The sequence below is a fragment of the Bradyrhizobium manausense genome, assembly GCF_018130615.1.
Classification (GTDB): domain Bacteria; phylum Pseudomonadota; class Alphaproteobacteria; order Rhizobiales; family Xanthobacteraceae; genus Bradyrhizobium; species Bradyrhizobium manausense_A.
Map to the genome: position 1 here is coordinate 155764 of NZ_JAFCKB010000015.1, position 15612 is coordinate 171375.

The 15612-nt window shown below is 64.2% G+C and carries 8 protein-coding genes; 6 read left to right on the forward strand and 2 right to left on the reverse strand.

All coding sequences use genetic code 11. The features are described 5' to 3' along the window. The first annotated feature begins 1 nt into the window (after window position 1). From treS to treY, 5 genes are read left to right on the forward strand one after another with little or no spacing between them, the layout of a single operon-like run. Window positions 2-3295 (forward strand): maltose alpha-D-glucosyltransferase, encoded by a 3294-nt coding sequence (gene treS, locus JQ587_RS25445; RefSeq protein WP_212427100.1) that lies wholly within the window; start codon window positions 2-4, stop codon window positions 3293-3295. After that, window positions 3288-5435 (forward strand): 1,4-alpha-glucan branching protein GlgB, encoded by a 2148-nt coding sequence (gene glgB / locus JQ587_RS25450; RefSeq protein ID WP_212427101.1) that lies wholly within the window; start codon window positions 3288-3290, stop codon window positions 5433-5435. Before treS ends, glgB begins: the two co-directional genes overlap by 8 nt. A gap of 3 nt (window positions 5436-5438) precedes the next feature. Then, window positions 5439-7517, forward strand: coding sequence for a glycogen debranching protein GlgX (glgX, locus tag JQ587_RS25455; RefSeq protein WP_212299072.1), 2079 nt, complete (start codon window positions 5439-5441; stop codon window positions 7515-7517). After that, complete coding sequence (gene treZ, locus JQ587_RS25460; RefSeq protein ID WP_212427102.1) at window positions 7514-9268, forward strand: malto-oligosyltrehalose trehalohydrolase; 1755 nt, start codon at window positions 7514-7516, stop codon at window positions 9266-9268. Before glgX ends, treZ begins: the two co-directional genes overlap by 4 nt. A 1-nt stretch (window position 9269) precedes the next feature. Beyond that, complete coding sequence (gene treY / locus JQ587_RS25465; protein ID WP_212427103.1) at window positions 9270-12056, forward strand: malto-oligosyltrehalose synthase; 2787 nt, start codon at window positions 9270-9272, stop codon at window positions 12054-12056. Window positions 12057-12059: 3 nt separating this feature from the next. Here treY and JQ587_RS25470 read toward each other — a convergent pair whose 3' ends face one another. Next, entirely contained in the window at window positions 12060-12377 is a 318-nt protein-coding gene (locus tag JQ587_RS25470; protein ID WP_212299075.1) for a polyhydroxyalkanoic acid system family protein, read from the reverse strand. 182 nt (window positions 12378-12559) lie between these two features. On the opposite strand from JQ587_RS25470, the gene JQ587_RS25475 reads away from it, so the two are divergent. Further along, a complete protein-coding gene (locus tag JQ587_RS25475; protein WP_211384334.1) occupies window positions 12560-12724 on the forward strand; it encodes a DUF3309 family protein in 165 nt (54 codons plus the stop codon). A 165-nt stretch (window positions 12725-12889) separates the two neighbouring features. On the opposite strand, the gene ligD is transcribed toward JQ587_RS25475, so the two are convergent. Continuing rightward, the gene (ligD, locus tag JQ587_RS25480; RefSeq protein WP_212427104.1) at window positions 12890-15547 is read right to left on the reverse strand and encodes a DNA ligase D; all 2658 of its coding nucleotides are present in this window, start codon (window positions 15545-15547) and stop codon (window positions 12890-12892) included. Window positions 15548-15612: the final 65 nt, after the last annotated feature.

Sequence of the window (15612 nt, forward strand, 5' to 3'; positions counted from 1 at the left end):
CATGAATGTTCTGTCTTCCGTCGACACCAAGAAAGCCGAGGCTGCCGAGATCGTGGATGAACTCTGGTACAAGGACGCCATCATCTACCAGCTCCACGTCAAGGCCTTTGCCGACAGCAACAATGACGGCATCGGCGATTTTGCCGGGTTGACCGAGAAGCTGCCCTATCTGCAGGATCTCGGCGTCACCGCACTGTGGCTGCTGCCGTTCTACCCGTCGCCCGGCCGCGACGACGGCTACGACATCGCAGACTACGGCGCGGTCAATCCCGATTTCGGGACGATGAAGGACTTCAAGCGCTTCATCCAGGAAGCGCAAAAGCGAGGCCTGCGCGTCATCACCGAGCTGGTCATCAACCACACCTCGGATCAGCACAACTGGTTCAAGCGCGCGCGCCGCAGCCCGGCTGGCTCGAGCGCCCGCGATTGGTATGTCTGGAGCGACACCGACCAGAAATACCAGGGCACGCGGATCATCTTCACCGACACCGAGAAGTCGAACTGGACCTGGGATCCGGAAGCCGGCGCGTTCTACTGGCATCGCTTCTTCTCGCACCAGCCCGACCTCAATTTCGACAATCCGCGCGTCGTCAGCGCCATCATCCAGGTGATGAAGCGCTGGCTGGATGCCGGCGTCGACGGTTTCCGGCTGGACGCGATTCCCTATCTCTGCGAGCGCGAGGGCACCTCGAACGAGAACCTCCCTGAAACGCATGCCATCATCAAGCGCCTGCGCCAGGAGCTCGACGCCTACTCCAAGGGAAAGCTGCTGCTGGCCGAGGCCAATCAGTGGCCGGAGGACGTGCAGGAATATTTCGGCCGTGGCGACGAGTGCCACATGGCCTACCACTTCCCGCTGATGCCGCGCATCTACATGGCGATCGCGCAGGAAGACCGCTTCCCGATCACCGACATCCTGCGCCAGACGCCGGACATTCCGGCGAGCTGCCAATGGGCGCTGTTCCTGCGCAACCACGACGAGCTGACGCTGGAGATGGTCACCGACGTCGAGCGCGACTATCTCTGGACCACCTACGCCAACGATCCCCGTGCCCGCATCAATGTCGGCATCCGCAGGCGTCTCGCGCCGCTGATGGACAACGACCGCCGCAAGATCGAGCTGATGAACTCGCTGCTGCTGTCATTCCCGGGCACGCCGATCATCTATTACGGCGACGAGATCGGGATGGGCGACAACATCTATCTCGGCGACCGCAACGGCGTGCGTACGCCGATGCAGTGGAGCCCCGACCGCAACGGCGGCTTCTCCCGCGCCGATCCCGCCCGCCTCTACGCCCCTCCGATCATGGATCCGGTCTACGGCTACGATTCGGTCAACGTGGAAGCGCAGTCGCGCAGCCTGTCCTCGCAACTCAATGCGACCAAGCGCCTGATCTCGGTGCGCAAGTCGACGCTCGCCTTCGGCCGCGGCACCATGACCTTCATCCGCCCGGCCAACCGGTCCGTGCTCGCCTATGTCCGGCAATATCGCGACGAGGTGATCCTCTGTGTCGCCAATCTGTCGCGCGCGGCGCAGGCGACCGAGCTCGACCTGACGCCCTGGAAGGATCGCATCCCGCAGGAGATGCTCGGCCGCACCCGCTTCCCGGCGATCGGAGAGCTGCCCTACATGATCACGCTGGGGCCTTACGGCTTCTACTGGTTCCAGCTCCAGGAGCGCGACAAATCCGAGCCGGTGGTGCCGCGCGCGGTCCCGGAATTCGAGACGCTGGTGGTGCCGGTCAATTCGAACTGGGTGTCGCTGGCACGAGAGCGCAGCGTATTCGAGCGCGACGTGCTGCCGGGATTTTTGTCACGGACGCGCTGGTATCCCGAGCATAATTCCAAGCACATCCAGGCTACGCTGACGTCGGCGGTGCCGTTCAGCGACATCGGCGACAACCGGCCCTGGATTGCGTTCTTCGAGACGACGCAGGACGACGTCACGACGCGCTACGTGCTGCCGATGCAGATCGAGTGGGTCCGCTTCGACCGCGAGCGCTTCAACCCGAAGGCACTCGCTGCGGTGCGCCAGGGCGCACGCGAAGGCACGCTGCTCGACGTCGCGACTGACCAGATCTTCATAGGGCTTTTCCTGCGAGGTTTGTCGCAGAACCTGGTGGTGGACGAGAACAATCTGCGGCTCGAGTTCAGGCCGACGAGCCGGTTCGCCGATTACACCGCGAAGGAGCCCGCGCGCATCCGGACGGTCGAGCAGTCGAACAGCACCGCGCTGGTCGACAACCAATATGTCGCCAAGATCTATCGCCGGCTCGAAAGCGGCCCCAACCCGGAGATCGAGATCGGCCACTATCTCACCGAGGTCGCACGCTTCCCCAACACACCGGCGCTGCTCGGCAGCGTCGAGCTGGTCGAGGGCGACAGAGGCAGCGCGCTCGGCGTCCTGCATGCCTATGTCGAAAACCAGGGTGACGGTTGGGCCGTCACCGCGGGCTATCTCGACCGCTATGTCGACGAGCAACGAGTGCTACCGCCAGGCGAAATGCATCGCGAGACCCAGGAGCAGGCGCCCTATCTGCACTTCATGGCGCAAACCGGCCGGCGGCTAGCCGAGCTGCACATGGCGCTCGCCGCCGCAAAACCCACCGATCTTGCCCCTGAGCCGATCGCCCCCGCGCACGTCAAGCAATGGGCGTCCGACCTCAAGGGACGGGCAGAACGGGTCTTCGAGCGGCTTGCCGACAGCCGGGAGGGCCTGCGCGAGGGCGACCGGCCTCTGATCGACCAGCTCATCGCGGCGCGCGCGACCCTGGCGGACCGCGTCAACGCGCTCTTGCCATCCGACATCAGCGGGTTGAACATCCGTCATCATGGCGACTTCCGCCTCGGGCAGACTCTGATCGTGAAGGACGACATCTTCATCATCGACTTCGACGGCGATCCGCATCTCGCCCTGGCCGACAAGCGGCGCAGGCTGCCGGCGGCGCGCGACGTCGCGGGCCTGATCCGCTCGATTGATCTTTCGGTTAACGCGGCGCTTCACCGGGCCCTCTCAGGGGGGAGCGACGAGCTGAGCCGGCTGACGACCGCGCTTGACGAATGGCGTGACCGCGCCACCGCGACCTTCCTGTCCGCCTACCGCGAGGCCATGACCGACCGGCGGCTCTGGCCGAAAAAGGACCATTCGGCGGAAAGCATGTTAAGGTTTTTCCTGCTTGATCAAGCGTTCGACGAGGTAGAGTACGAGCTGTCCCACCGGCCGGAGGGGCTCCATGCGCCGCTGACCGGCCTGCTTCGCATTCTGTCCAGTGCCGAGAGCGAAGCCCATGCCTAAACTGCCAGCCGAAGCCTATGCCATTATCGAGGGCCGCCACTCCGACCCCTTCCATTATCTCGGGCTGCATCCCGAGGGCGGCAGGAGCGTGGTGCGCGCCTTCCTGCCCGACGCGTCCAATGTCGAGGCGGTGGGCGAGCATGGCGAGGTGGCGAAGCTCGACCGGGTCCACGCCTCGGGCCTGTTCATCGGCGCCCTGCCCAACGGCTCGAAGCACTATCAGCTCCGCGCCAAATTCGGCGACAATGTCGTCGAGTTCGAGGATACCTATCGCTTTCCGCCGATCCTGACCGATTTCGATCTCTATCTGCTCGGCGAAGGCACGCATCAGCGCATCTACGACAAGCTCGGCGCGCATCCGATGCGCCTCGAAGGTATCGACGGTATCGGCTTCGTCGTGCTGGCGCCGAATGCACGTCGCGTGTCCGTGGTCGGCGATTTCAATTTCTGGGACGGGCGGCGTCACCCGATGCGAGTACGCGGCGCCGGCTATTGGGAATTGTTCATCCCGAACGCCAGGGCCGGCGACCATTACAAATTCGAGATCATCGGGCCACACGGCCACCTGCTGCCGCTCAAGTCCGATCCCATGGCGTTCGCCAGCGAGCTGCGGCCGAAGACGGCTTCGATCGTGTTCGACGAGGCGCATCTGCCACGGCCGCGGCCCGCGCCCGACGGTATAAATGCGCTGTCGGCGCCGATGTCGATCTACGAGGTCCATCTCGGCTCGTGGCGGCGCAAGGACGGCAATGAGTGGCTGACCTATCGCGAGCTCGCCGAGCAGCTGCCGGCCTATGCCCGCGACATGGGCTTCACCCATCTCGAATTCCTGCCCGTGAGCGAGCATCCGTTCGACGGCTCCTGGGGCTATCAGCCGACCGGCCTCTATGCACCGACCAGCCGCTTCGGCTCACCAGAGGATTTTGCCGCGCTGATCGATGCCTGCCACCGAGAGGGCATCGGCGTGCTGCTCGACTGGGTGCCCGGTCATTTCCCGGACGATCCGCACGGGCTCGGCAGCTTCGACGGCACTTCACTCTACGAGCACGCCAACCCGCTGCAGGGCCGCCACCTCGACTGGGGCACGCTGATCTACAATTACGGCCGCACCGAAGTGACGAACTTCCTGGTGTCGAACGCGCTGTTCTGGCTGGAGCGCTACGCCATCGACGGACTGCGCGTCGATGCGGTCGCGTCCATGCTCTACCTCGACTACAGCCGCCCGCCCGGCGCCTGGATTCCGAACCAGTATGGCGGCCGCGAGAACATCGAGGCGATCAACTTCCTGCGCCGCTTCAACACCGAGCTGTTCGCGCGCTTCCCGCAGGCGACCACGGCGGCCGAAGAATCCACCGCATGGCCGCAGGTATCGCGCCCGGTCGAATTCGGCGGGCTCGGCTTCGGCTACAAGTGGAATATGGGCTGGATGCACGACACGCTGAACTACATCAGCAAGGATCCGATCCACCGCAAATATCACCACGACGAGATCCTGTTCGGCCTGCACTACGCCTTCTCGGAGAATTTCATCCTGCCGCTGTCGCATGACGAGGTCGTGCACGGCAAGCGCTCTATCTTCGGCCGCATGCCCGGCGACGAGTGGCAGCGCTTTGCGAATCTGCGCGCTTACTACAGCTTCATGTTCGGCCATCCCGGCAAGAAGCTGCTGTTCATGGGCGGCGAGATCGCGCAGAGCCGGGAATGGAATCACGACCAGTCGCTCGACTGGCACCTGCTCGAATACAAGTATCATTCCGGCGTCCAGGCGCTGATCCGCGACCTCAACCGGCTCTATCGCGCGGTGCCGGCGCTGCACCAGATGGATTGCGACCAGGCCGGCTTCGAATGGCTCATCACCGATGACGCCAACCGCAACGTGTTCGCCTGGCTGCGCAAGGGATTTGACGAGCACGCGCGGTGCCTGGTGATCGTCAACTTCTCGCCCAACGTCTACCGCAACTATCGCGTCCCCGTGCCCATTGCCGGCAAGTGGAAAGAAGTCTTCAATTCTGACTCCGCCCATTACGGCGGCACCAATGTCGGGAACATCGGCGAGGTCCAGACCGTTGACGGCAAGAGGCCGGAACTCCGTCTCACCATTCCGCCGCTTGCCGCGATCTTCCTCGTTCCGGAAAGCTGACCGATGCGCCTGACTGCTGGATCGCCCGCACGCCTCGGTGCAAGCTGGGACGGACGCGGCACCAATTTCGCGCTGTTTTCCGCTAACGCACAGAAGGTCGAGCTATGCCTGTTCGACACCCAGGGGCGGCGCGAGCTCGAGCGCATCGAGCTGCCGGAGCGGACCGAGGATGTCTGGCACGGCTATCTCAACGACGTCTCGCCGGGCCAGCTTTACGGCTATCGCGTGCACGGCCCCTACGAGCCCGAGCACGGTCACCGCTTCAACGCCAACAAGCTGCTGCTCGACCCCTACGCCAAGCGCCTTGCTGGACGTCTGGTCTGGAGCGACGCACATTTCGCCTACCGCACCGGCTCGGCGCGCGAGGACCTGTCGTTCGACCGGCGCGATAATGCGCGCGGCATGCCCAAGGCCGTCGTGGTCGACGAGACCTTCAACTGGGGCCGGCGCGAGATCCGCCCCAACATTCCCTGGGAAGACACCATCATCTACGAGGCCCACGTCAAGGGCCTGACGCAGAAGCGCGACGACGTGCCGCCGAATTTGCGCGGCACCTATGGCGGGCTGTCGTCGCCGGCGATGATCGAGCACCTGAAGAAACTCGGCGTCACGACCATCGAGCTGCTGCCGATCCACAGCTTCGTCGACGACCGCATCCTGGTCGAGAAGAAGCTCGCCAATTATTGGGGCTACAACACGCTGTCCTTCTTCGCACCCGAGCCGCGCTACGCCCAGGACAATGCGCTCGATTCCTTCCGCACCACGGTCGCACGCCTGCACGACGCCGGCATCGAAGTGATGCTCGACGTCGTCTACAATCACACCGCCGAAGGCAATCATCTCGGACCGACGCTGTGCTATCGCGGCATCGACAACGCCTCCTATTACTGGCTGAACCGCGAGAACCCGCGCTACTATGACGACTTCACCGGCTGCGGCTCGTCGGTGAACCTGACCCATCCGCGCGTGCTGCAGATGGTGATGGATTCGCTGCGCTACTGGGTCGAGGTCTGCCATGTCGACGGCTTCCGCTTCGACCTTGCCACCACGCTCGCGCGCAGCCCGAACGGATTTGACCGCGGCATCTCGTTCCTCACCGCGATCCGCCAGGACCCGGTGCTCGCCACCGTCAAGCTCGTCGCCGAGCCGTGGGACCTCGGGCTTGGCGGCTACCAGGTCGGCGCATTCCCTTCGCAATGGTCGGAGTGGAACGATCGCTATCGCAGCGCCATGCGCCGCTACTGGAGCGGCGAAGGCAGCCTGATCGGCGATATCTCCAGCCGCATGACGGCGTCGTCCGACCTGTTCAACCATGACGGACGGCGGCCGCGCGCCAGCATCAACCACATTACCGTGCACGACGGCTTCACGCTCGCGGACCTCTTCAGCTACAACGAAAAGCACAACGAAGCCAACGGCGAGGACAATCGCGACGGCTCCAACGACAACCACAGCAACAATTGCGGTGTCGAGGGCCCGACTGACGATCCCAACATCCTCGCGCTGCGACGGCAGCTGCGCAAGAATGCGCTGGCCTGTCTGATGCTGGCGCAGGGCATCCCCCTGATCCTCGCCGGCGACGAGATCGGCAACACGCAGTCCGGCAACAACAACGCGTATTGCCAGGACAACGAGGTCGGCTGGGTCGGCTGGGACAATCTTGGCAGGGACGACGACGACATGGTCGATTTCGTCTCAGGTCTCGCCGACATCCGCCGCCGCTTCTCGCAGCTTCGCAGCCATCGCTGGCTCGACGGCAGGCCTAAGGACGGCATCTCCTACGGTGCGCTGTGGCTGACGCCCGCCGGCGACGAGATGACGGAAAGCGACTGGACATTCCCGGATGGGCGGTTTCTCTCTTATGTGATGGGACCGATGGAACCGGGCAGCGCCGCGATCTTTATCGTATTGAACGCAGCCCCGGAAGAGATTGCATTCAAATTGCCCAAAATGCCCGAATACAAGAGCTGGCAGCAGATCCTGAACACGACGGATGCCAAGCTGAACAGCGTTGATTTCCTGGCCGGAAGCGACAGCAAGGCGCCGCCGCGCTCCGTGCTCGCCTTCGCGGGGGCGCTATGAGGCCATCATTCGGGGCGAGGCCGACCAAGGACGGCGTGTCGTTCCGATTGTGGGCGCCCGGTGCACGTCGGGTCGATCTGCTGCTCGACCGGCGGCACGCGATGCAGCGTCGCCAGGATGGCTGGTATGTCGCCGAGATCGGCGGCCTGTCTGTCGGCAGCCCCTACAAATTCAGGATCGACGACGAGATCGACGTGCCCGATCCGGCGTCGGCGTTCCAGCCCGAGGACGTGTTCGGCCCGAGCGAGGTGATCGATCACGACGCGTTTGCGTGGCGTGCAAAGGATTGGCGCGGCCGCCCCTGGGAAGAGACGGTGCTGATCGAGACCCATGTCGGCACCTTCACGCCGGACGGCACCTATCGCGCCATGATCGACAAGCTCGATCATCTCGTCGCGACCGGCATCACCGCGCTGGAGCTGATGCCGCTGGCCGACTTCGCCGGCCGCCGCGGCTGGGGCTATGACGGCGTGCTGTGGTACGCGCCCGACAGCGCCTATGGCCGCCCCGAGCAGCTGAAGGCGCTGATCGACGAAGCACATCTGCGCGGGCTGATGGTGTTTCTTGACGTCGTCTACAATCACTTTGGGCCCGAAGGAAATTACCTCGGCCGCTACGCGCCGAGCTTCTTCACCGATGCGCACACTCCCTGGGGCAGCGCGATCGATTATCGCGTGCCGCAGGTCCGGGCATTCGCGGTCGAGAATGCGTTGTCCTGGCTGACCGACTATCGCTTCGACGGCTTGAGGCTGGATGCCGCCAACCACATCATGGCGATCCCCGGCGAGCAATCGATGTTGCAGGACCTCAGCGTCACCGCGGGCGAGCTCGCCAAGGCCACGGGGCGGCACATTCATCTCGTGCTGGAAAACGGGGACAACCGCGCCGGCCTGCTCAATGCCGCGCAGGAGCCGCCGAGTGGCAAATATCGCGCACAGTGGAATGACGATTATCACCACGCCTGGCATGTCATCCTGACCGGCGAGCACGCCGGCTACTACGCCGACTATCAGACACCGCGCATGGATCTGGCGCGCGCGCTCGCTTCCGGCTTCGTCTATCAGGGCGAGATCTCGGAATTCTGGGGCAAGAAGCCGCGCGGCGAGGCGAGCGGTGAACTGCCGCCGGCGACCTTCGTCAATTTCCTGCAGAACCACGACCAGATCGGCAACCGGCCGCTCGGCGAACGGCTCGAGAGCCTGGCATCGCCTGAGCAGATCGAGGCGGCGCTTGCGGTGACCCTGCTCGCGCCGATGGTGCCGATGCTGTTTCAGGGTGAGGAGTGGGGCTCAAAAGCCCCCTTCCCGTTCTTCTGCGATTTCCAGGGCGGGCTTGCCGACGCCGTGCGCAAGGGGCGCAAACAGGAGTATGCCTGGGCCTACGAAAAGTATGGCGACGAGGTGCCGGACCCGCTCGCTCCCACGACGCCGCAATCGGCCTTGCTCGACTGGAGCGGCCGCACGCCGGAGCAGGACGGACGGCTTGCGCTGGTGCGCGATCTGCTCGCGCTTCGCCGCAAGGAAATCGCACCGCGGCTAAAGGGCGCGCGTTTCGGCGACGCCGAGGCGGCAGACGGTGGCCTGCTCACCGCGCATTGGCGCATGGGCGATGGCACGACGCTGCGGCTCACTGCCAATCTGTCGGACAAGGATATCGTCCATTCCAGCAATCATGCGGGCACGCCGATCTGGGGCAGCGCGGCCGGCGACCGGCTTCCGCCCTGGTCTGTGGCTTGGTATCTCGGAGGTTGATATGCCTTCCGCGATTCCTCTCGCGACTTACAGGCTTCAGCTCACCGCGGATTTCGACTTCGACAAGGCCGCCTCGGTGGTGCCTTATCTGAAGGCGCTCGGGATCACCCATCTCTATGCTTCTCCGGTGATGAAGGCCCGCAAGGGTTCGACTCACGGCTACGACACCGTCGATCACAGCCAGCTCAATCCGGAGCTCGGCGGCGAAGCCGGCTTCGCGCGGCTGAGCGAGACGCTCAAACGGCACGACCTCGGCCTCATCATCGACTTCGTGCCCAATCACGTCGGCGTACACTTCGCCGACAATCCCTGGTGGCTCGACGTGCTGGAATGGGGCCAGGCCTCGCCGCACGCGATCTCCTTCGATATCGACTGGGATCAACTGGCCTTCCGCGCCCGCGGCGGCGTGCTGCTGCCGATCCTCGGCGCGTCCTATGGCGAGGCGCTGGAGCGCGGCGAGATCGAGCTGCGCTACGATCCCGACGAGGGTAGCTTTTCCGCCTGGTATTTCGAGCATCGCCTGCCGATCGCGCCGGAGCGCTATGGCGAGATATTGCGAATGATCGTGAAGGAGTCGGACGCCGCCGATACCGTGGCCGGCAAGCGCCTGCTCTCGCTCGCCGCGCGCTACACGGGCTTGCGCCGGCCGAACCGCAAGGAAGCCCCCGCCTTCAAGGCCGAGCTGAAGGAGATCACAAGCAGCGCCGACATCATTATCCACGGCCTCGCCGCCTACCGCGCGGCCCAAGACCGCCCGGCGCAGACGCTGGCGCTGCATCATCTGCTGGAGCGCCAGCACTACAAGCTCGGGCACTGGCGGCTCGCCTCCAGCGACATCAACTATCGCCGCTTCTTCGACGTCAACGGGCTCGCCGGCCTGCGTGTCGAGGAGGCGAGCACATTCGCCGCGACGCACCGGCTGGTGAAGCAGCTCGTCGCCGACGGCAAGCTGCAAGGCATCCGCCTCGATCACATCGACGGCCTGCGCGATCCCGCGCAATATTGCCAGCGGCTGCGTCGCCTCGTGCGTGACGCGCAAGGCAACAAAAAGCCGTTCTACACCGTGATCGAAAAGATCCTCTGCGAGCACGAGAAGCTGCCGCACTTCGCCGGCGTTCAGGGCACCACCGGCTATGAGTGGATGAACGCCATCATCCAGGTGCTGGTCGAGCCTAACGGGCTGGAGGCGCTGGACGAGACCTGGCGGCAAATCAGCAACCGGCCGCCACGGCTCGCGCCTTACGTCAAGGACGCCAAAAGGCGCGTGCTGGAGACGCTGCTGACCAGCGAATTCACCGTGCTGACGCGCCTGCTCGCGCGCATCGCCAACGGGCACTATTCGACCCGGGACTTCTCCGCCGACAGCCTGCGGCAGGCGCTGGAATTGTATGTGCTGCACTTCCCGGTCTACCGCACCTACCTGACCCACAGTGGCCCAACGGCCCTTGATCGCAAGCTGATCGACGACACCATCGCGCGCGCGCGCGCCGAGTGGTTCGCCGCAGACGAGGGCATCTTCGACTTCCTGCGCGACGCCTTGACCATAGACCTGCTCAAGCCCGGCCGCCCGCCGCACAGCGCCCCGCGCGTGCGCCGCTTCGCGCTGAAGGTGCAGCAGTTCACCGGGCCGATGATGGCCAAGTCGCTGGAGGACACGGCGTTCTATCAATTCCACCGGCTGCTGGCGCTGAACGAGGTCGGCGGCGATCCCGCGAGCAAAGGCCTCACTATTCCCGCCTTCCACGAGGCCATGCGGGCCCGCGCCAGGGAATGGCCGCAAGGGATGACGGCGACCGCCACCCATGACACCAAGCGTGGCGAGGATGCCCGCACGCGGATCGCGGCGCTCAGCGAGATTCCCGGCGAATGGACCAGCGCAGTGGCGCGTTGGAAGGTACTCAACGCGCCGCACCTCTCCCTGCACGGCAATCTGCGCGCGCCGTCGGCCACGTTCGAGTACATGCTCTATCAAACCCTGCTCGGCGCCTGGCCGCTTCAAGGGCCGCTGGATGCCGACTTGGTCGAACGCATCCAGGCCTATGCGCTGAAAGCCGCGCGCGAGGGCAAGGAAGAGACGAGCTGGCTCAACCCGCATGAGGCGTATGAGAGCGGCATAAGGGACTTCATCGCGAAGATCCTCGATCCCACGCTGTCGGGCGAATTCCTGGCGGCGCTTCAGACGCTGGCCCGTCGCATCGCGTTGCTCGGCGCGCTGAACTCACTGAGTCAGCTCACACTGAAGGCAACACTGCCGGGCATACCCGATTTCTACCAAGGCACCGAACATTGGGACCTCTCGCTGGTCGATCCCGACAACCGCCGCTCGGTGGATTTTGCCGCGCGCAGCACGGCCCTGGGTGCCCTGGAGGCGCCGGATTGGACCAGCCTGATCAAGAGCTGGCCGGATGGCCAGCTCAAGCTCGCCTGGACCCGGCATCTGCTCAAGCTGCGCAACGCGCTCGCCGACGTCTTTGCACAGGGCGAATATCAACCGCTGGAGGTAAGCGGCACGCACGCGGACCACATCATCGCCTTTGCCCGCCGCCATGGTCGCGACGCGGCGATCGTCGTGACCGGGCGCCAGTTCGCGCCCTTCACACAAGCGGGCCGGGAATGGCCCACGCCGGAGGGTCTTGACGCGACAGTCGACATCTCCGGCTATACCGCTCCGGGCCTCGCGAGCAACGAGCTTCCAGTCACGCAGGCTTTTCGCGATTTTCCTGCTGCCGTCATCGAGGTCCGCACGGCAAGCGCCATCAGATCCGCGCAGCAACGCGTCCGCGCCTGACGCCTACTTGCCTTCGTCCTTGGTGAGCAGCAATTGCCCGCGCTTGCGGATCGCGGCCTGCGCCATCTCCGCGAAGCGCTGCAATAACCACGGCAGCACCACCTCGACCTTCACATGATCGTCGGCGACGTCGACCTGGCCGCTCGCGATCTGTCCGAGCGCGCGGATGCGGAAATTCATACTGTCGCCGCTCCAGCGCTCCTCCTCGACCTGCATCACGGGAATGCTCGCTGCAGCGCGGCCGAGCCCGGTCTTGAGCCGGCGCACCGCCTCCTCGCGGCCGAGACGATGCGGAATGGAAACGACAAGCGGTGCTGACATGGTCTCTGCCCGTGGTGACTGATCCTCACATAATCATGCCGTCGGGACGCGCAAAGGTTCCATGCAAGTTGGGACCTGCCGTCCCGTTTCGAATCCGGAACTTTAAAACATGCGGCAAGTTGCCTCCGCACAAAGGGACAGGTGCAAACGACCCTTTCAACAAAGGGCTGGAGGAGATTCGCATGTCTATCGGTACGATCATTCTGATCATTTTGGTCATCGCGCTGCTCGGCGGCTTCAGCGGCATCGGCGGCGGTCCGTTCTATGGCACCGGTTACTATGGCGGCGGCGGCCTCGGCCTCATCATCGTCATTCTGCTGATCCTGCTGCTGATGGGACGGATCTAGCGACACAACGAGGATCTCGTAGGGTGGGCAGAGGCGCCTTTGCGCCGTGCCCACCTTTCCTCTCCGCTACAAAAAGATGGTGGGCACGCTTCCGCCTTCGCTCTTCGAGCTACGGCGGACAAGTCGCTTTTCCTACCCTGCAAGAGCTACGCCCGTAGCACCGACCTACTTCATCTTCCCCGCAAGTTTCTTGATCGCCGCCTTGATCGGCGCGGCCGCATCGTCATAGCCATCCCACGCCTTCGATCGCGCCAACAGGCCGGGTACGGTGCGCACCGTGTAGCGCTTCGGATCGAGATCGCCCTTCACCTGCGCCCAGGTCAGCGGCATCGACACCGTGGCACCAGCGCGCGCACGCGGCGACAGCGGCGCCACCGCCGTCGACATACGATCATTGCGCAGATAGTCGAGGAAAATCTTCCCGTTGCGCAGCTTCTTCGACATGTTGAGCAGATAGCGTTCGGGATCATCGTTTGCCATCCATTGGCAGACGCCTTGCGCGAAGGCCTTGGCTTCCTTCCAGCTCACGCTATCGCCCGCGCCGTGGAGCAGCGGCACCACGACGTGCAGCCCCTTTCCGCCCGTGGTCTTGCAGAAGCTCTCCATGCCGACATCGGTGAGCCGCTGCCGCATCTCCTTCGCCGCTTCGACGACCTCGGCGAACCTGACGTCGGGGTCCGGATCAAGATCGAGCACCAGCCGGCCCGGCGTGTCATAAGCATCAGGCGCGCAATTCCATGGGTGCAACTCGACCCCGCCGATCTGCGCCACCGCGGCGAGCCCCTCGATGCGGTCGATCTGCAAATACGGCTTGCGGTCGCCGGACACCTTTGCAAGTTCGAGCAGGTTCGAGGTGCCCTGCATGGCATGCCGCTGAAAGAACTTCTCGCCGCCAATGCCGTCAGGCGCGCGCAGGATCGAACAGGGACGGCCCTTGATGTGCTCGATCATCCATGCGCCGACCGCCTCGAAGTATCGCGCGAGATCGAGCTTGGTGACGCCCCCGCCGTCTCCGCCATCCGGCCACAGCTCCTTCTCCGGCTTGGAGATGACGACGCCCATGACTTCGGCAGTGCCAACCTTCGATGGCTTGCTCGCCCTCGAGGCGGCACGCTTCCTGTCCGCAGGTTTTGCCAGTTCGACATCCGCCGGCGTCTCCGCCTCCACCTCCTCCGCCGGCTTGTCCTGGCGCAGGCCCTTGAAGGCGGCCTGACGAATGTTGCCGTCCGCGGTGAAGCCGGCAAACTCGATCTCGGCGACAAGTTCCGGCTTCAGCCAATGCACGTCCCGCGTCTTCTTCGGCGCATTCTTGCCGCCGAAGGGGCTTTCCTTGGCTTCCATGGCTTTCAGCGACGGCATGATGCGTTTGATCTTGTCGGCGCCAAACCCGGTCCCGACCATGCCGACGAAAGCGAGATGATCGTCGCGATGCACGCCCGCCATCAGCGAGCGGAATTTTCCATTGGTGGTCTTGTAGCCGCCGATCACGACCTCATGGCCAGCGCGACACTTCGCCTTTGTCCAGCTCTCGGTGCGGCCCGACCGGTAAGGGGCATCGAGCTTCTTCGACACCACCCCCTCAAGCTCCAGCTTGCAGGCCGATTGCAGCACGGCATCGCCACCGCTCTCGAAATGCTCGACATAGCGAATCTGGCCGGATTTGCGCTTGCGCGCCTCCAGCAACTTCTTCAGGCGCTCCTTGCGTTCGCCCAGCCGCAGGCGGCGATAATCGAGGCCATCGGCGAACAGCAGATCAAAAGCAAAAAAGATCAGCTCCTCGGTCTTGCCGTCCGACAGAGCGGCCTGGAGCGAGGAAAAATTCGGCGCGCCATTGTGATCGAGCGCGACGATCTCGCCGTCGATCATGCCATCGGGAAGCCCACCCGCCTCCTTCGCGATCGAAGCGAACTTATCGGTCCAATCGAGGCCCTTGCGCGTCTTCAGCGTCGCCTTGCCGTCCTCGATGCGGAGCTGCACGCGGTAGCCGTCGAACTTGATCTCGTGGCACCAGCCATCGGTCGCCGGCGGCCGCTCGACCGGCGTACAGAGTTGCGGCGCGATGAAGTCCGGCATCTCCGAGACCTTTTTGGCGGTCGTTGCGGTTGTAGTCTTCTTCGCCCGCTTGCCGACCTTCAGCGCCGTGCGAGGCGCGGGCTTGACCGTACGCCCCTTGGTCTCCTCGGCACGATTGGATTGCCAGACCGCATCGGCCTTGCCCGTGCCCTTCGCCAGCATGAACGGCTTTGGCGCGCGTCCCTTGCCTCCGGCGATCTGCGCCATGGCGCGGCCGGAGGCGACCGATTTGTCCTCCGCCAGAATGTCCTCGTCTTCGCTGGCATATTCGTCGCGGTGCTTGATCAGCAGCCAGTTGGTGCGCTTTTCGCCGCCGCGGTTGCGCATGCGCACCAGCACCCAGCTTCCATGCAGCTTGTCACCATGCAGGGTGAACTTGAGGTCACCTTTTTTGAAGCCGGCTTCGAGATCATCGGATTCCCAGGTGCCACGGTCCCACAGCATCACCGTGCCGCCGCCGTACTGGCCTTCGGGAATCGTGCCTTCGAAGTCGCCATAGTCGAGCGGATGGTCCTCGACTTCCACCGCCAGCCGCTTGTCGTGCGGATCGAGCGAAGGCCCTTTCGTCACCGCCCAGGACTTGAACACGCCGTCGAATTCGAGGCGCAAATCATAGTGCAGCCGGGTGGCATCATGCTTCTGGATCACGAAACGCCGCTGCTTCGATGGCGCCACTGCGGTCTTGCCCGACGGCTCAGGCGTCTTCTCGAAGTCACGCTTCTTTCGGTAAGTGGAGAGTTTTTGCAGCACGACCGGTCCCGCTTCTCTTTCGGCATTCAGCCTATCACGGCAAAAGTCCCACCCGGAACCAAAAC